Here is a 22,024-nt window from a genome sequence, read left to right as displayed (position 1 = left end):
TTTTTAGGTTTTCACTTATTATTCAATAAAGGTATGAATAAACAAAAAGTTTCTAACCTAAAACATGACAAATATCATAAAGTTTACAACAAAAATACTATAACAGGCTTATTTTCAGAGTAATAAAAATTTATCAACAATAAAAAGTTAACAAATTTTTCAAACTAATTTATGAAAGCGATTTAGAAGTCCACCGCAAAACCAACACCCAGAAACTGCTTCCATTGCAACTTGGCTCCCGCCTCATCAAACTCGCCTTCCACCTCTGTTGGTTCTTGTGTTTTTATATCATCATCGTACCTAATATGTGACCCCAGTGTAGCCCTTACAAAACTGTTTACTTTGAAATCGAAATCGACACGCCAATCTACATCCACATTTCCGAAGTTATTTATATAATCTGTATAAAGATTGACCTGATGTTTTAAGGCTACATTCTCAACCACTTTCATTTGATAGCTATTGGTAATTAAAATACCTGCCTCTCTTCTAAAGCGCTCTCCTTCTCTAATCAAGCCTCCTAATTCGTCATAAACAGCAGGCTCAACCCCAAAGGATCCAGCATTGGCTAGATCTTCATCTAAAACAAAAGTAGCTTTAAGTGTTAAAGGTGAAAAATAAAAGGACAACGATTCTATATGCTTTCCGTATTCCATTCCTCCCCCAAAGAACATATAACCCGGTGCCATAAACCTTGATATGGGCGTGTCTGTATTTGGATATTTATAACCTTTGGCAAACTGCGTTCTAAAATTAAGTCTTAGGGAATAAAACCAATTTGAGTCAACATCTGGCTTGTAGCCTAAATTGGAATTTAGCTCAAACAAATCGTCTGTTTTTCTTATTTCCTGCCCTTGCTGACTATTTAAACCGTAACGCGAGGATAAATTATTATTCCAAAAATAATACTTATCCTTATAGTTAGCTTCTTTATAAAACCCCAATAAAGCTGATACTGAATTACTACCTCCCGAGTTCCAGTTAACAAACGCCACCTCACTTAAATCGATAGAGAATTTATTTTTATGCGTCCACTCGGGTCGTTCTTCTTTTGGTGTTATGGTTTTTATAAATAACGAATCTGGTTGTGCGCTCAAATATTGAAAGAACAAACAACCTACAGCAAGAAGAACGTTTCTCATAAGATACTGGTTATAAAATTTTTAAAACATTTAGAACTTTTTATCAAAAACTATTCCATTATAATTCTGGGTGAAAAATTTCTAGTAATTAAACTCCCCAAACTCGCTTTTTATTGTAAGCTTTTTTGTTTCTGAAGCCTCAACTCGTCCAATTATTTTGGCGTTTACATTAAAAGATTTTGAAATGGCAATAAGATCGTTGGCCACATCTGGTCTAACATACAATTCCATTCTGTGTCCACAATTAAACACTTGGTACATCTCCCTCCAATCTGTTTTACTTTGCTCTTGTATTAATTTGAACAATGGTGGTATTGGAAATAGATTATCTTTTATAATATGGAATTCATCAACAAAATGAAGTATTTTTGTTTGTGCCCCACCAGAGCAATGCACCATCCCATGAATGGCTTCACTACTATATTGAGACAAAATGGCCTTAATAATAGGCGCATAGGTTCTTGTAGGTGATAATACTAATTTACCAGCATCTATTGGCGAATCTTCAACGGCATCGGTTAATTTAACCCCTCCGGAATACACTAAGTCTTCTGGAACAGATGCATCAAAACTTTCTGGATACTTTTCTGCTAAATAGTTATGGAATACATCATGGCGTGCAGAAGTCAACCCGTTACTACCCATACCTCCATTATATTCTTTTTCGTAGGTTGCCTGTCCAAAACTTTCCAATCCTACAATAACATCACCCGCCTGTATATTGGCATTATCGATAACATCGCTACGTTTCATTCGAGCCGTTACTGTAGAATCTACAATAATGGTTCTTACCAAATCCCCAACATCGGCTGTTTCTCCCCCTGTTGAATGGATGGTCACTCCAAATTCCTTCAATTCTGAAATTAATTCTTCGGTTCCATTAATTATGGCCGATATAACTTCTCCAGGAATTAAATTTTTATTACGCCCAATAGTTGACGAAAGCATGATATTGTCTGTCGCCCCTACACATAATAAATCGTCGATATTCATTATCAAAGCATCTTGGGCTATGCCTTTCCAAACCGAAATATCTCCTGTTTCCTTCCAATACATATAAGCCAAAGAAGACTTGGTTCCTGCTCCATCGGCATGCATAATGAGACAGTAATCGTCGTCGTTAGTTAAATAATCGGGTACTATTTTACAGAATGCCTTTGGAAAAAGCCCTTTATCTATGTTTTTTATAGCATTGTGCACATCTTCTTTTGATGCTGAAACACCCCTCTGGGCATAACGTTTGGAAACTTCTTGACTCATTGTTTTGGTTTGAGGTGCAAAAGTACATGATTTTTTTTATTTGGAATTTCAAAAAACCAAATGAAACAACCATTATAAAAAATTTAAACACATAAAAAATCCCATCTTTAAGACGGGATTTAAACTTAATATATATTTATCGAGTAAATAACAATTCCCTGTATTTGGTCAGCGGCCAAAGTTCGTCATCTACCAAAAGTTCCAATTTATCACAATGGTAACGTATCTCATCAAACAATGGCTTAACATTAAAACAGTAACTATGTGCTTTCTTTTCTATATCCGCCATAGCGTTTGCCTTTTTACGCTCCTCGATCATTTGGGTAACGTTAGCATTGATCCCCTCTATATGTGCAGAAATCTCTTCAATTAGGTTTAACTGCTCTTTTGATACTTCAACAAACTTCTTGTCAAAAATCTCTTTTAAGCCCTTAACATTTTCAATTAATACATTTTGATATTTAACAGCAGTAGGCACCACATGGTTTCTAGCTATATCGCCCAGCACCCTGCTCTCAATTTGAATATGCATAATATAGGCTTCCACCTCAATTTCATACCTTGCCTTGGTTTCTATGGCACTCATAACATTCATTTCCTCAAACAATGCAATAGTTTCTTTGGCTATTTTAACCTTTAAGGCTTCGGGGGTCGTCTTATTATTGCTCAAGCCTCTCTTTTTAGCTTCTTTCTCCCAAGCTTGGTCATAACCATTCCCTTCAAACAGTATACGCTTAAAGGATTTAATATATTCTCTCAACACATTAAAAACAGCTTCATCCTTTTTTAAGCCTTTCTTATCAATAAGCTTGTCTACTTCAACCTTAAACTCTTTTAACTGCTTTGCTACTATGGTATTTAAAACCGTCATCGGGTTGCCACAGTTTGCGGTAGACCCCACAGCCCTAAATTCAAATTTATTACCTGTAAACGCAAAAGGCGAGGTTCTGTTCCTATCTGTGTTGTCCAATAACACATCAGGGATCTTACCTACCACATTAAGCTTTAGTTCTGTTTTTTCTTCTGGTGATAGCTTTCCTTGGGTCACCCCTTCCAATTCTTCTAAAACCTTAGTTAATTGTTCTCCAATAAAAACCGATATGATTGCTGGAGGTGCTTCATTAGCTCCTAATCTATGGTCGTTACTAGCCGATGCTATAGCCGCCCTTAGCAAAGCTTCGTTTTCGTTAACGGCTTTTATGGTATTGATAAAAAAGGTTAAAAACTGTAAGTTACTCATTGGTGTTTTTCCAGGCGCCAATAAATTAATCCCTGTATCGGTAGATAATGACCAATTGTTATGCTTACCAGAACCGTTAATACCTGCAAAGGGCTTTTCGTGCATAAGCACCTTAAAATTATGCTTAGAGGCTACCCTACCCATAATATCCATTAACAACGAATTATGGTCTACCGCTAAATTAGCTTCCTCAAAAATAGGCGCTACTTCAAACTGATTGGGCGCAACCTCATTATGCCTAGTTTTTACGGGGATGCCTAAAAGCATACACTCATTCTCTAATTCCCGCATAAAATTTAAAGCGCGCGTTGGAATAGCTCCAAAATAATGGTCGTCCAATTGTTGTCCTTTCGCCGATGAGTGGCCCAAAAGGGTTCTTCCCGTTAAAATAATATCTGGTCTACTGGCCGCCAATGCCTTGTCTACTAAAAAGTACTCCTGCTCCCAACCTAAAGAAGACGATACCTTTTTAACGTTTTTATCAAAATATTTACAAACATCTGTGGCAGCTGCATCTACGGCCTGTAAGGCCCTTAACAAAGGCGTTTTATAATCCAGTGCTTCCCCTGTATACGCTACAAATATGGTAGGAATACAAAGTGTGGTACCATATATAAATGCAGGCGATGTAGGATCCCATGCCGTATAACCCCGGGCTTCAAATGTATTACGTATGCCACCACTCGGAAAACTTGAAGCATCCGGTTCTTGCTGTACCAATTGAGACCCCCCAAACTTTTCTATAGCGGTTCCTGAGCCCGTTGTCTCAAAAAAAGCATCATGCTTTTCTGCAGTAACTCCTGTTAATGGCTGAAACCAATGCGTATAATGTGTTACCCCCTTAGATAGTGCCCAATCTTTCATAGATGAAGCTACCTGATCGGCTATGGTCCTTTCTATTTTTTTTCCGTGCCATATCGCGTTCATAACCCCTTCAAAGGCATCTTTAGTAAGATATTGTTGCATGGCTTGTTCATTAAAAACATTTCTACCAAACAAGCTGGAGCGTCTATCTTTTTCTTGCACTTCCTTAGGGCTATGCGTTAAAGATTCTTTAATTGCATGAAATCTTAGTGTTGACATTCTAAAACAATTTTAATAAGTTGAGCAATAAAATTTTAACAAAAATAAGGTTCAAAAGACAATAATCCTTCTTAATCCTGAAAATTTGTTGTTAACAATCTTTCAATATTTACATCTAAAAATATACTTTTTTTAAATTATACCTTAAAAAAATAGGGGTTAAATAAAAATAACCTTGTCATTTATTAAAATACCCCCATAAAATATAAAGTATTTATATAAAATTCTATATTTGTGTAATTAAAATTATTATCTATATAATATATTCATTATGGCAAAAATCAAATTAGAATACCTTTGGTTGGATGGTTACAAACCAACTCAAAACTTAAGAAGTAAAACCAAGGTAGAGGAACATGAAAATTTTAAAGGAACGTTAGAAGAAATTGGAAATTGGTCTTTCGACGGTTCTTCAACGAAACAAGCAGAAGGAGGTTCTTCAGATTGTATTTTAAAACCCGTAGCAATATATCCTGACCCAGCTCGTATTAATGGGTGGTTGGTTATGACTGAAGTTTTAAATGCAGACGGAACACCACATGAGTCTAATGCAAGAGCTACTATTGATGATGACGATAATGATTTCTGGTTTGGTTTTGAACAAGAATATTTTATCATGGATACCCATACACAGTTACCATTAGGTTTCCCTATTGGCGGATATCCTGGACCACAAGGTATGTACTACTGTTCAGTTGGCGGAAAAAACACCCATGGAAGAGATTTTGTTGAAGAACATGCAAATTTATGTATTGAAGCCGGTCTTAACTTTGAAGGTATTAACCAAGAAGTTGCCAGTGGACAATGGGAATTCCAATTATTTGCTAAAGGAGCTAAAAAAGCAGGTGATGAAATTTGGGTTGCCAGATATTTATTGGACAGATTAACTGAAAAGTATGGTTACTATATTGAATACCACCCAAAACCTGTAAAAGGAGATTGGAATGGTTCTGGTATGCACGCCAACTTCTCTAACACGACATTAAGAACATGTGGATCTAAAGAAGTTTACGAGCAAATTTGTGAAGCTTTTAGACCTGTTACCAAAGAGCACATTGAAGTATACGGAGAATTTAACGACCAACGTTTAACTGGTTTACACGAAACTGCCGCTATCACAGACTTCTCTTATGGTGTTTCAGATAGAGGGGCATCTATAAGAATTCCAATTATTACTGTTGAAAAAGGCTGGAAAGGTTGGTTAGAAGACAGACGTCCTGCTTCTAATGGTGACCCATACAAAATTGCCGGTAGAATTGTAAAAACTGTTAAAACTGCTGAAGTAAAAGCTACAATAAATTCTGCTGAAGTATAAGATTAACAATATATATTTTGTTTATAATAAAGAAGGCTGCCAAATGGCAGCCTTCTTTATTATGTCTTTTTCTGGACTATAAAATGCTAGTAAAACTAACCTTTAAACTACTTTGCTGTAAACACCAAGAATATAAACAGGCCATAAGCAAATACTAATAAAAACCCTTTAGCCCTGCTTATCTGGAACTTCTGCTTAACAAACACCATCGGTAATAATATCGCAGCAAACCCAAGCATCCAAATGATATCATTGGTTAGGATTTTCGGTTCGGTAACAGGAATAGGTTTTACCATGGCTGTTAGCCCCAAAACAGAACCAATATTAAAAATATTCGACCCTATTAAATTCCCCAAAGAAATAGCCTTCTCCTTTTTGGCAGCTGCAATGACCGACGCAGCCAGTTCTGGTACACTCGTTCCAATGGCTATTAAAGACACTCCTATTACCGCTTCACTAACACCAATGGATAAAGCTATTTCCTTGGCTCCATTTACCAACCACTCACTACCAAAATACAAGGCCACTCCTCCAATTACCAACCAAATAAAGATTTTAAAATTGGAAACTGTTGCTAAGGTCGTATCAACATCTTCTACGGCCTTACTTGATTTTACGCCTTTAATAAGATACAGTAAAAACAACACAAGTGCGATGAATAATACAGCGCCTTCCAAAGCCGTTAGAACGCTATCATTACTTAAAAAGTAATACACGCCTATCGAAAATACCATCATTGCTGGCCAATTGACTTTGTAAAAAGATTTATCAACAACTATAGAACCTACCAAAGCCGTAATCCCCAACACCAAACCTATATTAGCGATGTTAGAACCCACAACATTATTAATGGCTATAGCTGGAGAGCCTTTTAATGCAGCTTGCAAGCTCACCAACAGCTCTGGAGCCGAAGTCGCAAAGGACACCACCGTCATCCCTATAACCATTTTAGAAATATTGAATTTAAACGACAGTGCCACAGAAGAACGTACCAGATACTCACCTCCTATTACCAATAGTGCAAAACCAAGAATAACCCAAAGTAAACTCATACATATATTTTTTGCGAATATAACTGAAAGTTAAAAGTTAAGAGTTATAAGTTAACAGTTTTTGTTCGCACTAAATTCTACTTTATGTTAGTTCTTAAACCACAATTTAGTTACAGCTCATATTTCCCTTTTCAAAATAACCCATATAAATTTTACACTTGTTAACATTCCATTATAAAGTTTGGTTAAAGTTTTCCATGCTAATCAATTACATTTTAATTTTGATAATAGCAAATCAAATTATTAAGCATGATGAAAACAATACCTGCTATAAAAGTTGGATTTAGCCTATTACTTCTTTTGGTAATAATCCTTATCCCCCAGAACAACTTTGCTAATACAACTGATGTTATCAGCCCCCAATTGGACGACGTTATCATTACAATCGATAACAAAACCACCGATACCAATTTAAAGGAGATTAAAGCCATGCTGGAGGAACATGGTATAACAGCTACTTTTTCAAAAATTAGAAGAAACGAAAGTGGGGAACTAACAAGCATTCGCATTGCTTTAGAAGATGGTACCGGTTCGCAGACCATTAGTGAATTTTCCAGTAGTCAGCCCATTTCTAAATTAACCTTTGGCCTAAAAGATGGTTCCCTGTTTATTAATCAAGGGGACAAACCAAACGATATGATGTCTGCTTTTAACTTCCCTAATATAACCTTAGGATTCCCTGCCGATTCTCTTTTTGGACAAAATTTTAAGGGATTCAACTTTCAGGATTTCTTTGGAAACAGTAATGATAGCCTGTTTTTAAAAGAACAGGCCGATATTCAAAAATTGATGGAACGAATGCGACAAGGGCTCCAGGACAACAATTCTAACCAACAAGGCAAATATCAATTTTTAGACAACCCTAATTTGGATAAGCTTATTATAATTGATGGTGAAGAAAATGATTTTGAAACACTAAACCGTTTGGCAAAAGCCGACAAGCTCGCCGATGTAGAAGTTCTAAACTCAAAAATAGCTGTTAGTATTTATGGTGACAAAGCCAAGGATGGCGCTATTGTAGCTGTAACAAAGAAATAATATTAAAACCATTTCATACCTTTAAATATAAGGGGCTTTATAGCCTCTTTTTTAATATATAAACTAAATCTTTCGTTATAAAACTTATTTTTTAGTTGTATAACTATAAAAATAGTTATAAGTTTGTTTCAAACAATATAAACATGCAAAAACTAACAAATAAAGAAGAAGAGGTGATGCACATTTTGTGGAAGCTTGAAAAAGCTTTTGTAAAAGATGTTCTCGCCGAAATAAAAGAAGATAAACCACATTACAATACTTTATCAACCATAATTCGCCATTTAGAGGATAAAGGCTATGTTAGCTATAATGCCTATGGTAAAACCCATCAGTACTATCCTATTGTTAGTAAAGAGGCTTATCGCAAAAAATTTATGAATACGGCTATTGAACATTACTTTAACAACTCCTATAAAAATGTGGTGTCATTTTTTGCCAAAGAGGAAAAAATAAGCGTAGAGGAACTAAAGGAAATCATAAACCTTATTGAAAACAAAGAGTAGTTGGTTATGGAATATCTATTAAAAGCAAGTTTGGTTATTGTTATTTTTTATAGTTGTTACAAGCTATTTTTACAGCGCGATACCTTTTTTGAAAGCAACCGATGGTTTTTGTTAACTGGTTTAATAACGGCTACTGTTCTGCCCTTTGTAGTTATACCTATCTATGTTGAATACACCCCGACTCCAATTGAAAGCTTAATATATAATAGTCCCATTACCTCCGTTGAAGCTCCAGAAAACCCAATAACGGTCTGGCATTATATTTTAGGTATTTATATAATTGGGGCAATCATTTTTACTTTTAGATTTTGCATACAACTTACATCCTTACTTAGTTTAATTGTAAAAAGCAAAAAGTACAAACAACAAAGCTACACCTTTGTTGAAGCCACTAATAACATCCTGCCATTTTCATTTTTTAGATGGGTCGTTTATAACCCTAATAAGTTTAATAAAGAAGAGCTTCAACATATCATATCGCATGAAAAAGTCCATGTAAATCAATACCATACTTTAGATATTATTATTTCACAACTCACTGCCATTGCCTTTTGGTTTAATCCTGTGATTTGGTTTTATAAAAAAGATCTACAACAAAACTTAGAGTTTATAGCCGACAACAAAGCTCAAAACAATACCAATAACAAAAAAAGCTACCAGGAACTGTTATTAAAAACCAGTGTCCCCAATTTTAAAATGGCACTGACCAATAATTTTTATTCATCATTAATCAAAAAACGAATCGTTATGTTACACAAATCAAAATCAAAAAAGCGCAACCTATTTAAGCATGCACTAGTCCTCCCCTTTTTGGCACTGTTCTTAATGGGGTTTAATACTAAAGAAGTTTATATAGCCAAAGTTCCGGAGAACAGTGAAGTCAATCAAAAAATAGCAGATACTTATATTATAACGAAACAGACTACTGATGCTGAATTGAAATCTATTGCATCGGAAATCATAAAAAATGGCGGTACCTTTTCATACGTTCACCAAAGAAATAGTGATAATGAAATTGTAAATTTAGAATTTGAAATAAAAAACCACGGCACTGGGAATTATAACAGTGAGGCCCCTTTTAAGGAAGTATATTTTGGCACATTGGTAGGTGGCGGTATTTTTATTGCAGAAGATGAAGAGAACTATAAAAACATGTTGAACCGAAAAAATAGTAACATACAAATCTTAACACCTAAAAAGCAAACCCAAACCCAATCAAGAAATAATACAAAACAAATTGTTTCCCAAAATCCCATTGCCCCTTTTAGCGTGACCATTACGAAAGACTTTGCAGATGATGATTTAGAAAAGGTTATAAAAAAAGCGAAAAAACATGGCTTAATCTTAAAATTTAGTAAGGTTATTCGAAATTCTAATGATGAAATCATTAATATCACATCTGAAATAAAAGTTGGCGATAGCAAAACAGTTTTAACTTACAACGATGGTCCCATTAAACCATTTACCTGCTATAGGAATCAAAAGGACTTTGGCTTTGGGAAACCAGAAGATTCAAGTAATAAAACAAACTCCTATTCTTACGTCATCAAAGCTGACACATTATTGTTTCATCAAGGAGACAAAACAATATCTGCAGACACTATTTATTTTAACAAACACAACATATCATTTAACGAACCTATACAGTTTAACACAAAAGAAAATATTGCAACAACAGCTTCCAATGGCGTGTTTTTCTTATCACCTGGAGGTAGCAATCCTATATACATTGTAGATGGCAAAGAAGTTTCTAAAAAGCAGATAGAAAGTATGACACCATATAAAGTACATTCTATTAGTGTCTTAAGAGACGATAATGCAACTGCTCTCTATGGTAAGAAAGCAAAGGATGGCGCTATTTTAATTAGCACCAAAAAAAATTGGGAAACCAAGTTTGTTGTTGGAAAAGCTTTTAATTCAAAGGATAATCAAGAAGGATTCTCTGTTTCTGGAAAAGTAACCAACGAAGAAGGTTTAGGCCTACCTGGCGCCAATATTTTGGTTAAAGGTACTTCAAGTGGCGCTACTTCAGATTTTAAAGGTAATTATTCAATAAGAGTCAGTGCAGACGAAATACTTGTCTTTTCAGATATAGGTTGTATTACAAAATCAATTACAGTTAAAGATGAAAACACCATAAATGTTACCCTAAAAAACGACCCCACTAAAAAGGAAGTTAAAAAAGCGCTTTTAATTATTGATGGCAAAGAAGAAAAAAACAAAACCGTTGAAGATTTGGATGTTAATACCATAGAATCCGTAACTATTTTAAAAGACAAAAATGACACAAAAAAATACGGAAAAAAAGGGGAAAAAGGCGTTGTAGAAATTACAACCAAAAAAGACTAATACAAATACAAAAATTGATTTTAAGGCACTACTAAAAGAGTGTCTTTTTTTATGCCTTAACCTTTCACAAAAAGATGAAACCAATAAATTTTGTCCTTTTACACGAAATCTCTCTCTAGGATTTATAAAACACCTTTAAAAATAGCCTACAATTGTTTCACTTCATAACAGCACACTAACATTTATATTACAATTTAAAACTCATTTGTAGATAATAAATTTCAAATTAAAATATAAATAATTTTTACACTTACATATCCGTATTCAATTTCATCTATTTCCTTTAAAACCTTTGGATTAAGGCCATCTTAAAATATATATTGAAAACTCAATTGTAAAACAAAGTATATTTTATTAACCTTTAAATCCAAACATTATGATAACACTTGCTGAAATAATAATCGACTTCATACTATCGGTTATTATCTAAAAACCAAAAAAGTAAAGCTTAGTCTAGAATAAGTTTTACTATTTTTACTTTTAAATGGATGGTTTTAAAATGAAAAAGCAAGTCTTTAAAGTTCTGGCAAAAGTTAATAAAGCGATACTTCCTAGTTATTCAAAAAGAAATTTAGATTTATCGAAAGCTACTAAACTGCAATTGGCCATCATTGGCTGGCGTTGGTATGTTACCCGAAATGCATTGGATTAGTTGTCCCTACTATTAGTTGTGTGGGCCATTTATGAGCTATACGTTTTTTTGGCCACGAATTCACGAATATTGGTTTTAATTATTTGCTTATCCGCCTTCATCCCTTCTCACCAAGTCGCAAAGATTGCCACTTACTGCCTACTGAACGCTGCGACCTTTGACTGCCACGAATAAACAAATGTTATTAATTAACTTGAATATATAGATGAGGAATTTATGTCAGTTTTACTCCACAGCGTTTCGTAAAACCACTCGAAGTGACAAGCTTCTCGATACTAAATTCTTTCAGAATTTCACTCGAAGTGACATTAGGGCTTTTAAACATTATTCACGTTAATTACTTAATTGCTTCGCTCCTCCCGTCTCCGACTTTCTGCTTCATCCTTTCTTGTCCAGACGCAAAATGCTTACTGCCTACTGAACACTGCGACTTTGACTTATTTAGTATCTGTGTCCTAATTAGATAACCCAATTAACTTATGGCGCTGTTGCCTTATAAATAGTAGCTGTTGCCTCTACTGCATTTATAGTATAACTACAATTAGCTTCAATAAAAACAGCCTCTCCTTTAGTTAACGTTATTGTTTTATCTGCTTCGGAAACTTCCGCTTCACCATCTATAACGATTACTATTTGCGCAGAATTTGCAACATTATGATAAGTATTAGGTTTAGTCAACTCTAATTTACTCAGTTCAAAATCTGGAGCTGGGGTTTTATAAATACGCTCTATACCATCTTCTTGCAAAGTTCCATCCATGACATTGGGAATCGTCTCTTCAAAAGCAACATGCTTAAGTAATTCCGGTACATCTACATGTTTAGGTGTTAGACCACCACGCAACACATTATCTGAATTTGCCATTAGTTCCATGTTCTGCCCTTCCAGGTAGGCATGGGGAATTCCCGCATCCTGAAAAACCGCTTCTCCCTTATTGGCTTTTACGATGTTAAAAAAGTAAATGGAATAAATACCCTTATCGAGATTGTCTTTATCATTAGCCATAGCAACAGCTTTGGCTGCCCAATAATCTGGGCTGGATTTTTCCAGTTTCCCAGAAGTGTACAAGGGTAAAATGCGATCAATTAATGGCTGCAATGTGGCATTGCATTCCTCGGCGGTTTGTTCCATGACTTTCTTATACAAGCCTAGGTACCCTCCAGCACTAAAAATAGGCTCTAAATGATTCAGCTCAGGAACGTCCTGTAATCTTTTGGTTAATTTCTCTTTAGACAAAAAACCATGCAACAACCAAAACTCGCTAAGCGCTACCATTATTTCTGGTTTATGGTTATCGTCCTTATAATTTCTGTGGGGTGCTGTAATGGGTATGCCCAACTCATTTTCCTTTTTAAAGCCTTTTTCAGCTTCAACTTTTGTAGGATGTACTTGAATGGATAACATATCGTGCACATCAAGTACTTTAAATAAAAAAGGCAATCTACCAAATGACTTAGCTACATCCTCGCCCAAAACCTCTATAAGATTAGACTTTAAATAGGCATTAAGAGGTTTCGCTCCCGATAAGGTATCAATGGTAGACGGGGCATTATCGTGTGCTCCCAACCAATATTCTGCACATTTTTCATCATTAGGGGCCATTCCCAACAAATTAGGAATAAACGTTTTTCCTCCCCAAGCATAATGCTGTATTTTTCCTTTTAGTGCATGTAGTTTCGACATGGTATCCTTTTAGTTTTATAAATTAAGCTGCAAATTTAATAATCCCCATTAAGATTAAAACAAATTCTTCAAACTATTCTATTACCTGTTTCACACTGCCACATTTAAGCATAGCATCACCAAAATAAGGGTTTAATATCTGTTCTTCCTTGCTTAGCCAAAACGCACCTTCATTATTCCCTGCCATAGGACAATACTGAACGAATAGTTTATGATTAACCTTGTTAAAGCTTTTTACCATTTCTATAAGCTTACTTGAAAGTAATTGAAATTGCTTGCGCTGGTGCTCTAAATCTGCATCTTCATTGATGCCCATAGAAATCTTATGCAACATGGACCAATAATTATGTGTTTGTTCTCTTTGGCTAACAGGCATATTCTCTAAAGCTTTTCTAAATAATGCACTCTTTGTTGCCGCCAATGGTGCGTCCGATTTAACAAAAGCATCTTTTAATTCGATATAGGCATCAATAACGCCATAAAACGATTGTTCTACTGTAGTACTAAAATCGAGCTTTTCCACCATATTACTCATGTCATGACCTTCGCCCTCCGTCATCGTATGTCCTTCATGTCCTGTCATCGTTTTACCTCCTTCTTTGTTCATCATTGACTTTTTGCCCTGTAATTGGGCCGAAGCATCTACGGTAAACGTACCGTGGGTTACAATTTCATCCCCACTGCTAAGGCCTTCAACTACTTCATAGTAGTCGCCTACACGGCTTCCTAATGTTACTTCACGCATTTCAAAAACTGGCTCGTTCGGGTTTGCTTTTAAGTATACTACCGAGCGCTCTCCCGTCCAAAGAACAGCTGAAGATGGTACCTTTAACACATCGTTGCCCCCCCTTTTTATAGCATCAACCTTTGCTGCAACAAACATGCCTGGTTTCAGTTCGCCATTTTTGTTATTTAAAACCACACGTAAAGTCACCGTTCTTGTTTTGGTATTTAAAATAGGGTCTATAAAATCTACTTTGCCTTTAAATTCTTTATTCGGATAAGCATTAGTCGATAAGGTAACGTCTTGTCCTTTTTTAAAGTGATTTATCTGATTCTCATACACATCAAAATTAGCCCAGACCGTATTTAGATTGGCTATTTTTAATAAAGGTTGCCCAGATTTAATATAATCGCCTTGTTCTACTAATTTCTCTGTAACAGTACCTGATACAGTAGCATATACCGGAAGATTTTCCTTTACCTTTCCAGTAGATTCTATCTGATTGATTTGAGCCTCCGACAGTTTCCAAAGCTTAAGTTTATTTCGTACCGCTTTATACAATTCGGGTTGCGATGCTTTTAAAGACGTGGCTGTAATAAGTTCTTGCTGTGCTGCATACAACTCTGGCGAATAGATCGTTGCCAACAATTGTCCTTTACGAACCTCTTCGCCCGTAAAACTAACATTTAACCGCTCTATTCTTCCTGAAAAGTAACTAACCTGTACTGCATTGGCCTCTTCATTTTCAACAATCTTACCCGATAAATTAGTGTTATTTCCCTCTACAAGTCCGTTACCAACTACCGTAGTTTGAATATTGGCCAAAGCCATTGCATTGGTTGTTAATTTAAACTGGTCTGCCGATAATCCATCTGCTCCTGCTTCGGCTGGAATTAGATCCATACCACAAATGGGACAATCGCCTGGTTCGGGTTGCATGATCTGTGGATGCATGGAGCAAGTCCATAACTGCTTGCTATCTCCTGTTTCGGAATGGTTATGTTGTTCATCTTTATTGGATGTCTTTCCAAAAAGTATCCATCCCAATACGATACCAATAACCAGTACAACTACATAAATTAGATATTTCTTCATGTCTTTTATTTTTTCGTTTTTATTAACTTCCTAATGGTTAGCGAACTTGTAAACCATAATAAAAATCCGCTCAACACAGTAATGAGTCCCAATAGAGAAAAAGCTCTTAATACTATCGTATTGAAATTATCCCTGCCTTCATAATCCATAGTATGTGTCATCCACAAAAAATCGAACCAGCGCCAACTACGATGTCTCACCGTTTGAAACCTACCATCTTTTACAGATACATAGGCCTTTAAGGCTTCGTCGTTATCATACGAAATAACATAGGCCGGCAATAGTCTTTCACGATACTCGTGATGCTTATCAACTTGATTTATTTGCTCTATAGCGGTCACTTTTAAATCGTCCCTCATATGCTGTTTGGCAACGTACAAGGCTTCTTCTTTTGAAATACCTTGTTTCAATTCACCAGTAATGGCATTGTATAATTGCTTATTGTTTACCCAATAATAAGGGATGTTGTTCAATTCCCTTAATGCAATGCTTTTTATGCCTTCTGAATTATTAAGCTGAGAAGGGCTTATCAAGCTATCGAAAGATTTGGGGTGGTGCTCTAAGTTCTTAAAATGGTCGCCATGAATGTCATTGATGTTTGTCCAACTAAAATAGAGACCGCTCATGGTCCAAAACAAAAACTGAATGCCCAAAAACAATCCCAAATAGCGATGGGTTTTCCTAATTTTTAATGCTGTATGTCTATTTACCATTTTTAAATATTAATCCTTCTTAAACGTAATGCATTCCCAATAACAGATACCGAACTAAAGCTCATGGCCAATGCCGCTATCATGGGTGATAATAAAATGCCAAAAAACGGGAATAAAACACCTGCTGCTATTGGCACTCCTAATGTATTATAAATGAGTGCAAAAAATAAATTCTGCTTAATGTTCTTCATCACTGCATTACTTAAATGCCGTGCTTTAACAATACCTTGCAAATCGCCTTTTACCAAAGTAATCATCGCACTTTCTATAGCCACATCGGTTCCTGTTCCCATGGCAATCCCGACATCACTTTTCGCCAAAGCCGGTGCATCGTTAATACCGTCCCCAGCCATGGCAACTATCTTTCCTTGGTTCTGCAATTTTTCAACTTCTTTTAGTTTGTCTTCTGGTAGCATACCTGCTTTAAAATCTGCCAATTTTAATTCTGAAGCCACAGTTTTAGCCGTATCGTAATTGTCTCCCGTAAGCATGATTACGGCTATATCTTTACTTTGCAATGCAGCAACAGCTCTTAAACTAGTTGCCTTAATTTTATCTCCTATAACCACATAACCTACCACCATGTTATCAACAGCCAAAAAAGACACGGTTTTACCTTGTTTTTGATAGTGCTTTGCTTCATCATGCATTTCTGAAGTTATCTTGGCATTGGCATAAGTCATCATTTCTGGATTTCCCAAGGCTACTTTTTTATTGTTGATGAGAGCTTCCACACCTTTTCCGGTTACGGCACTAAAGCTATCTGATTTTAAAATTGTAGTTCCCTGCTCTTGTCCATACTTAACAATAGCCTCTGCCAATGGGTGTTCACTATTGGTGTTTAATGACACAATATATTGTAATACCTCATCTTCCTGATAATGTTCGCTAAAGCTGCCTACTTTCTCTACGGCTGGTTTCCCTTCAGTTAAGGTACCGGTTTTATCAACAATTAGCGTATCGACTTGATTCATTTTCTCGAGTGCTTCAGCATTTTTTATCAGCACGCCATTTTGGGCGCCTTTACCCACTCCTACCATTACCGACATTGGTGTAGCCAATCCCAAAGCACAAGGACAGGCTATAATTAATACCGCTATTGCATTAACCAAGGCATAGACATAAGCTGGTTCTGGCCCCCAAATAGACCAAACAACAAAAGTTAATATAGAAATACTAACTACAATAGGGACAAAGTAACTGGACACTTTATCTGCCAACTTCTGAATGGGTGCCCGACTCCTACTGGCATCATTAACCATACGAATGATTTGTGACAGCAACGTGTCGCTACCTACTTTTTCGGCTTTCATTAAAAAGACTTGGTTCCCGTTAATTGTACCACTACTCACTTTATCATTTACCGATTTATTGACCGGAATGGGCTCTCCAGTAATCATGGATTCATCAATACTGGTAATGCCATCTATTATAATGCCATCTACAGGAATTTTATCTCCTGGCTTGACTTTTAAAATATCATTTAGTTCTATGTGGTCTATGCTTACTTCTACGTCTTCATTATTTACAATTTTGATGGCTTTATTGGGAGCCAACTCCAACAATGCTTTTACTGCCGAATTGGTTTTACTATGTGCCCGCGCCTCTAACAATTGCCCTAATAGCACCAAGGTTAAAATAACTGTTGCCGCTTCAAAATAAACGTGAACTGCGCCAGATTCGGTTTTAAATTGTTCTGGGAACACATTGGGAAACAGCATACCTATAACACTAAACCCCCAGGCTACTCCCGCTCCAATGCCTATAAGTGTAAACATATTGAGGTTCCACGTTTTTATGCTTTTATAGGCACGTTCAAAAAATAACCAGGTCGCATAGAACACCACTGGAATAGACAACCCAAACTGAATCCAATTCCAATAGTTTTGTTCCATGACATCATATAATGGGTTGTTACTGAGCATTTCGCTCATAGCTATTAAAAAAATAGGCAAAGTAAATGTTACCGCAATCCAAAACTTTTTCAATAGCTTGTTATAGGCCTTTATTTCTGCTGAAAGGGTTGGCTGCATGGGTACCAAATCCATTCCACAGATGGGACAGGAACCTGCTTCGTCCTTTACCACTTCTGGATGCATTGGACATGTCCATTTTTCTGTTGATGTAACCGATAGGTTCTGTTCTTCCACTAAATCCATTCCGCAAACGGGGCAATCTCCTGGTTTATTATAGGTTTTGTCCCCTTCGCAATGCATGGGGCAGTAAAAGATTCCGTTCCCTTCTCCTTTTGGTTTTGCTACCTTTTGCTCTTCTTTTATATGATGACGTTCTCCTGGACTATGTATACCATATCTACCGCCATCATTTTTTAAGGCATCCTGAAATCTCTTCAAAGGAATATGTCCTGTCATTTCAATAACTGCTTCTGCCTTTTCTAAATTGACCATAGCACTTGAAACACCTTCAACTTTTGATAGTGTCGCTTCTACATGCCCTCGACAACCGTTACAGGTCATTCCCGATATATGATACGTATGTTTCATCTGTTCATTGTATTTTTTTAAATAGTTAGATGTAACCTTAAATAATTAAAATAATCTTTCTGTGCTGTGTTTAATGATTATTGTAATTATGTCGGTTTCATTCTTTTATAAAGTTAAGATTAAGCTCCAAAACTATACTTTATCATTATGCTTTATTTTTATAACTATTATTAATGTTTATACAATTTTGTCCAATGCTTTTCTATCATCAATTTGCAAGCTTTTGTAGTCGGTCATAGACATTCCCGTTACCATTTTAAATTGTTTTGCCAAATGACTGCTGTTCTTATAATTTAAACTATATGCTATTTCTGAAAAGTTTAGTTCATTTAATTGGATGTATTCCTTTGCCTTTTCAATTTTAAGATTGATAAGGTATTTTTCAATCGTAATGCCTTCAGATTTGCTGAATGTTTTACTCAAGACGGAATAATTTTTCCCCATATCTTTAGCGAGTTCAGAAAGCAAAACATCGGTATCTCCTTTTTCAATCTTTTGTATTAGTGCTACTTTAATTTGCTCGACCAATACTTTTGTGGTGTCTTTAATAAGTTCAAAACCTAAATCGTTCAACCGCTTTTCAAGTTTTTCATAATCATTGCTTTGGCTTTCTTTTACCTTTACTTTTCCTAGCTGTATAGATTCAACTTCAAAACCTTCTTCGGTCATCAAATTCAAAACCGTCATTTTACAACGATTGCAAACCATGTTTTTTATAAAGACTGTACGCACCATATTTTCAAACAATTAATTCGTACTATTTTAAAGCTAATTTAAACACTCTCCACTGATTATATTTCGCTACACTACTACATAAACACATAACATGCTTATAAAAGCAATGGTTATGAGTTTTTAAACTTCTTTTAATTAACCCGTTATGCATTTTGATAAAATTCTGTCAACCTACCCGTCCAGCAGGCGGGTTCGAATGAATTTTACGATTGAAATGAATAAAATCTTTATCGAGAACAAGAATTTTAGTCTTTGAAATTGTTCTCGATACATACCGACTGTAAACGTCGGTACACTCGAACTGACATTTTGAAACTAGTTTTATCAAAATACACAATAGGGCTTAATTTATCTCTTTCTGCACCATCCCACAGGCCAACATTTTACTGCCATAGTAAGGGTTTTTAATATCCTTGCTCATACTTAACCAAGCACCACCACCATCATACATTGGGCAAAATTGTTGATATAAAGTTGTTTGAGTTCCTGTTATAACAATCATATCCATAATGTTTTTGCTCAAAGTTTTGAAATGTTTACGTTGCTGGTCTATATCACTTTTCTCGATAAGTTCCGCTTGTTTTTCGGCATCTGAAATAATACCATTCAACTCTTCTTGCTTTTCTGAAGCATATCCGCTAACATCAAAACTTTTTAATGTAACTTTAAGTTGCTTACCTGCTATAGCTGCTTCTTCCTTATTGGTTGCCACTAAAGCATCTTTAAGAACCATATAATCTTTCAGTACGCTTTGGGCACCCGAAATCTGTATGTTGGAATGCTCCATAGGATTGGTCTGGTCCATTTCATTGTGGTCCATTTCCGAATGCATGGCGTTCTCTTGCCCATTTTCTTTTTTTACTTCTTTACAAGACATTGCTGATAAGCTTAAAAAAGCCATTAGCATAATTGATGTTGTTAACTTTACGCGTTTCATTGTTTTAATTTTTAATCTTGATTATTTTTTTATTTCTTACAATCAGTGTTCGTGACCATTTTTATTATGGTTTTTATTTTCTACATAGGCCATACCACATTTGGGGCACTCACCTGCTGCATCACTGCCACTTCCTTCACAGTGCATTGGACACACATAAGCCGAAGCGTATTCTTTCTTCTCCGCTTGTTCTGTTTTGGTTGTAGCTTCTTCTTTTTTTGCATCTTTACATGATACCACGGTTAGCATTACACCTAACACTAGAATTCCTAAAATTGTTTTTACTTTCTTCATTTTTAATTTGATTTTTGATTTATTATTGATTGAATTTTAATTTGTTAAATAATTAATAATGGCACTCTGCCAATAGTAGGTTTTAATGGACTCTATTTGGTTCATCTGAAACTTTAATTGCAATTCCTGTATGTCCAAAACATCCTTAAAGTCAATAGTTCCTGTTTCATAACTTTTAATAAGAATGTCTTCTGCATCTTTTGCTTGTTTTAAGTTTTTAACTTGGGTTGCATAGCTTATTCTTGCTGAAACACGTTCATTTACCGCTTTATCCAAAAGGGTTTCCAAAGTATTTAAGCGCTCCTCTTTTTGAACTACAAGTTCTTGTTGCTGCAATCGATTCTGCTTAGTAATGGATTTGTATTTTTTGTTGAAAATGGGAATGGATACCGAAACCATTGGCATTAGTATATCCTTTCCGTTTTCACTGAAATTCACATTTGGTCGTTTCTCAACATTGATATAATCCAATCCAAAACCAATCATTGGACTGCCTTCCTTTTGATTTAATAACTCCGATTGTTCTATGGATTTGAATAGTTTATCATACTTTAACAATTCTGGATGCAGATTTAAACTTTCAGCATTTACATCAAATTCTTCTGTTGGTATTGTTAAATCATCAACCACGGTAACAGCAATATCATTTCCTCTGTTTAGTAAATTATTTAAATGGGTTTGTTCAGCTAAAAATTGTTGTTGCAAAACCGCTTTTAATTGCTCTAAATCATTATGGCGCATTTGCAAACGCAACACATCTACAGCCGATGCTCTGCCTACCTCAACTGACGTTAAAGCCATCGTTTCGTAAGTTTCCAATAGCTTAATGTTATTGGTCAATACGTTTTGCTTAGCCTTATTCGCATAGAGGCTATAATAAGATTGTGATACTGAAGCTACCAGTTTTCTTTTGGCAATCACAATATCTTCATATTTTGCATCGGCCAACGACGTTACATACTGCTCTCTTGATGTAATGGTGCCAAACCACGGCAACATTTGTTTTGCCGAAATCTTAAAGCGTTGTGCCCCGGTTCTTGTTTCTGGTTCGCTAACAAAATAACCAACTCCAAATTCGGTATTGGGAATTGTATTGACTTCATTCACTTTTTCGCTAGCCACTTGGTGTTTTATCTCAAAGGATTGAATTTCTGGATTATTTTTTAATGCTTCGTCGATAAGTGTTTCCAGTTGTTGGGCATTCCCTTTAAAAACAAAGAATATAGAACAAAGAACCAAGACTATTTGATGCTGGTAGCTTGAAGCTCGATGCTTGAAACTCGATACTTGAGATTGAAAATGGGATTTCTTAACGTTATTCATAACTTTTCCAGTTTTGATATAATTTTGTTATCATTTTACCTACTTTATCATTTCGCTCAGAAAATTGAAGATGTTCTTCTTGACTTATATAATTACAAGCATGAGAATAATCAAGCCAATCTTGGGTTTCCGTATTAGATCCCAATACATTATCTAATTGTTGTTTGAATACAGCTTCATACATTCTTTTGCCCCAACCTTCACTAATGTTTGAAGAGACCGAACGTGATGACCTAACAATTTGTGAGGTAAGTGAATAAATTTCATCTTTAGGAAATTTTCTCGTGCACCAAAAAATATCCATTGCGAGAGAAAATGCTTCCTTATGTACATTTAAATCTCTATGCGATTTTATCATAACTTTAATTTTTTCATTCAAACT

18 protein-coding genes are annotated in these 22,024 nt (G+C 35.5%); 5 read left to right on the top strand and 13 right to left on the bottom strand.

What is annotated here, in order from left to right:
• Positions 1-182: 182 nt before the first annotated feature.
• The 3 genes from MR062_RS08650 to MR062_RS08640 form a co-directional block, all read right to left on the bottom strand.
• Positions 183-1,142 (bottom strand): DUF3078 domain-containing protein, encoded by a 960-nt coding sequence (locus tag MR062_RS08650; RefSeq protein ID WP_242203747.1) that lies wholly within the window; start codon positions 1,140-1,142, stop codon positions 183-185.
• Positions 1,143-1,223: 81 nt separating this feature from the next.
• Positions 1,224-2,402, bottom strand: coding sequence for an AIR synthase related protein (locus MR062_RS08645; RefSeq protein WP_242203746.1), 1,179 nt, complete (start codon positions 2,400-2,402; stop codon positions 1,224-1,226).
• A 136-nt stretch (positions 2,403-2,538) separates the two neighbouring features.
• On the bottom strand, positions 2,539-4,725 hold the full coding sequence (locus tag MR062_RS08640) for a glutamine synthetase III family protein (RefSeq protein WP_242203745.1): 2,187 nt from the start codon (positions 4,723-4,725) through the stop codon (positions 2,539-2,541).
• A gap of 271 nt (positions 4,726-4,996) precedes the next feature.
• Between MR062_RS08640 and MR062_RS08635 the strand changes: the two genes are divergently transcribed.
• Positions 4,997-6,040, top strand: a complete 1,044-nt coding sequence (locus tag MR062_RS08635) for a glutamine synthetase beta-grasp domain-containing protein (protein ID WP_242203744.1) — start codon at positions 4,997-4,999, stop codon at positions 6,038-6,040.
• A gap of 107 nt (positions 6,041-6,147) precedes the next feature.
• Here the strand turns inward: MR062_RS08635 and MR062_RS08630 are convergent, their stop codons facing one another.
• Positions 6,148-7,092: a calcium/sodium antiporter gene (locus tag MR062_RS08630; protein ID WP_242203743.1), complete on the bottom strand. Its 945-nt coding sequence runs from the start codon at positions 7,090-7,092 to the stop codon at positions 6,148-6,150.
• Between the two features lie 249 nt (positions 7,093-7,341).
• Between MR062_RS08630 and MR062_RS08625 the strand changes: the two genes are divergently transcribed.
• From MR062_RS08625 to MR062_RS08610, 4 genes are all read left to right on the top strand, one after another.
• Positions 7,342-8,130, top strand: a complete 789-nt coding sequence (locus tag MR062_RS08625) for a hypothetical protein (RefSeq protein ID WP_242203742.1) — start codon at positions 7,342-7,344, stop codon at positions 8,128-8,130.
• Positions 8,131-8,273: 143 nt separating this feature from the next.
• A complete protein-coding gene (locus tag MR062_RS08620) occupies positions 8,274-8,633 on the top strand; it encodes a BlaI/MecI/CopY family transcriptional regulator (protein WP_242203741.1) in 360 nt (119 codons plus the stop codon).
• 6 nt (positions 8,634-8,639) lie between these two features.
• Positions 8,640-10,982 carry a M56 family metallopeptidase gene (locus tag MR062_RS08615; protein ID WP_242203740.1) on the top strand — a complete coding sequence of 781 codons (2,343 nt, stop codon included), beginning with the start codon at positions 8,640-8,642 and terminating at the stop codon, positions 10,980-10,982.
• A gap of 499 nt (positions 10,983-11,481) precedes the next feature.
• Positions 11,482-11,634: an SsrA-binding protein gene (locus tag MR062_RS08610; protein ID WP_242203739.1), complete on the top strand. Its 153-nt coding sequence runs from the start codon at positions 11,482-11,484 to the stop codon at positions 11,632-11,634.
• Between the two features lie 477 nt (positions 11,635-12,111).
• On the opposite strand, the gene manA is transcribed toward MR062_RS08610, so the two are convergent.
• From manA to MR062_RS08565, 9 genes are all read right to left on the bottom strand, one after another.
• Complete coding sequence (gene manA / locus MR062_RS08605) at positions 12,112-13,317, bottom strand: mannose-6-phosphate isomerase, class I (RefSeq protein WP_242203738.1); 1,206 nt, start codon at positions 13,315-13,317, stop codon at positions 12,112-12,114.
• A 73-nt stretch (positions 13,318-13,390) separates the two neighbouring features.
• A complete protein-coding gene (locus MR062_RS08600; protein WP_242203737.1) occupies positions 13,391-15,136 on the bottom strand; it encodes an efflux RND transporter periplasmic adaptor subunit in 1,746 nt (581 codons plus the stop codon).
• A gap of 5 nt (positions 15,137-15,141) precedes the next feature.
• Complete coding sequence (locus MR062_RS08595; protein ID WP_242203736.1) at positions 15,142-15,849, bottom strand: PepSY domain-containing protein; 708 nt, start codon at positions 15,847-15,849, stop codon at positions 15,142-15,144.
• Between the two features lie 2 nt (positions 15,850-15,851).
• Complete coding sequence (locus tag MR062_RS08590; protein WP_242203735.1) at positions 15,852-18,353, bottom strand: heavy metal translocating P-type ATPase; 2,502 nt, start codon at positions 18,351-18,353, stop codon at positions 15,852-15,854.
• 177 nt (positions 18,354-18,530) lie between these two features.
• On the bottom strand, positions 18,531-19,040 hold the full coding sequence (locus MR062_RS08585) for a helix-turn-helix domain-containing protein (RefSeq protein ID WP_242203734.1): 510 nt from the start codon (positions 19,038-19,040) through the stop codon (positions 18,531-18,533).
• A gap of 391 nt (positions 19,041-19,431) precedes the next feature.
• Positions 19,432-20,025, bottom strand: a complete 594-nt coding sequence (locus MR062_RS08580; protein ID WP_242203733.1) for a DUF3347 domain-containing protein — start codon at positions 20,023-20,025, stop codon at positions 19,432-19,434.
• Between the two features lie 42 nt (positions 20,026-20,067).
• Positions 20,068-20,319, bottom strand: a complete 252-nt coding sequence (locus MR062_RS08575) for a heavy metal-binding domain-containing protein (protein ID WP_242203732.1) — start codon at positions 20,317-20,319, stop codon at positions 20,068-20,070.
• A 36-nt stretch (positions 20,320-20,355) separates the two neighbouring features.
• On the bottom strand, positions 20,356-21,642 hold the full coding sequence (locus MR062_RS08570) for a TolC family protein (RefSeq protein WP_242203731.1): 1,287 nt from the start codon (positions 21,640-21,642) through the stop codon (positions 20,356-20,358).
• Positions 21,635-22,000: a four helix bundle protein gene (locus tag MR062_RS08565; RefSeq protein WP_242203730.1), complete on the bottom strand. Its 366-nt coding sequence runs from the start codon at positions 21,998-22,000 to the stop codon at positions 21,635-21,637. The genes MR062_RS08570 and MR062_RS08565 overlap by 8 nt, the downstream gene beginning before the upstream one ends.
• Between the last annotated feature and the right edge of the window lie 24 nt (positions 22,001-22,024).

Source organism: Aestuariivivens insulae (assembly GCF_022662195.1).
Taxonomy (GTDB): domain Bacteria; phylum Bacteroidota; class Bacteroidia; order Flavobacteriales; family Flavobacteriaceae; genus Aestuariivivens; species Aestuariivivens insulae.
The sequence above is the reverse complement of the archived record's forward strand: the minus strand, read 5'-3'. Positions and strand labels throughout refer to the sequence as shown.

Bases quoted from the DNA above. Each gene is read 5' to 3' on its own strand.
- MR062_RS08650 (WP_242203747.1), bottom strand. From the start codon at position 1,142: ATGAGAAACGTTCTTCTTGCTGTAGGTTGTTTGTTCTTTCAATATTTG.
- MR062_RS08645 (WP_242203746.1), bottom strand. From the start codon at position 2,402: ATGAGTCAAGAAGTTTCCAAACGTTATGCCCAGAGGGGTGTTTCAGCA.
- MR062_RS08640 (WP_242203745.1), bottom strand. From the start codon at position 4,725: ATGTCAACACTAAGATTTCATGCAATTAAAGAATCTTTAACGCATAGC.
- MR062_RS08635 (WP_242203744.1), top strand. From the start codon at position 4,997: ATGGCAAAAATCAAATTAGAATACCTTTGGTTGGATGGTTACAAACCA.
- MR062_RS08630 (WP_242203743.1), bottom strand. From the start codon at position 7,092: ATGAGTTTACTTTGGGTTATTCTTGGTTTTGCACTATTGGTAATAGGA.
- MR062_RS08625 (WP_242203742.1), top strand. From the start codon at position 7,342: ATGATGAAAACAATACCTGCTATAAAAGTTGGATTTAGCCTATTACTT.
- MR062_RS08620 (WP_242203741.1), top strand. From the start codon at position 8,274: ATGCAAAAACTAACAAATAAAGAAGAAGAGGTGATGCACATTTTGTGG.
- MR062_RS08615 (WP_242203740.1), top strand. From the start codon at position 8,640: ATGGAATATCTATTAAAAGCAAGTTTGGTTATTGTTATTTTTTATAGT.
- MR062_RS08610 (WP_242203739.1), top strand. From the start codon at position 11,482: ATGAAAAAGCAAGTCTTTAAAGTTCTGGCAAAAGTTAATAAAGCGATA.
- manA (WP_242203738.1), bottom strand. From the start codon at position 13,317: ATGTCGAAACTACATGCACTAAAAGGAAAAATACAGCATTATGCTTGG.
- MR062_RS08600 (WP_242203737.1), bottom strand. From the start codon at position 15,136: ATGAAGAAATATCTAATTTATGTAGTTGTACTGGTTATTGGTATCGTA.
- MR062_RS08595 (WP_242203736.1), bottom strand. From the start codon at position 15,849: ATGGTAAATAGACATACAGCATTAAAAATTAGGAAAACCCATCGCTAT.
- MR062_RS08590 (WP_242203735.1), bottom strand. From the start codon at position 18,353: ATGAAACATACGTATCATATATCGGGAATGACCTGTAACGGTTGTCGA.
- MR062_RS08585 (WP_242203734.1), bottom strand. From the start codon at position 19,040: ATGACGGTTTTGAATTTGATGACCGAAGAAGGTTTTGAAGTTGAATCT.
- MR062_RS08580 (WP_242203733.1), bottom strand. From the start codon at position 20,025: ATGAAACGCGTAAAGTTAACAACATCAATTATGCTAATGGCTTTTTTA.
- MR062_RS08575 (WP_242203732.1), bottom strand. From the start codon at position 20,319: ATGAAGAAAGTAAAAACAATTTTAGGAATTCTAGTGTTAGGTGTAATG.
- MR062_RS08570 (WP_242203731.1), bottom strand. From the start codon at position 21,642: ATGAATAACGTTAAGAAATCCCATTTTCAATCTCAAGTATCGAGTTTC.
- MR062_RS08565 (WP_242203730.1), bottom strand. From the start codon at position 22,000: ATGATAAAATCGCATAGAGATTTAAATGTACATAAGGAAGCATTTTCT.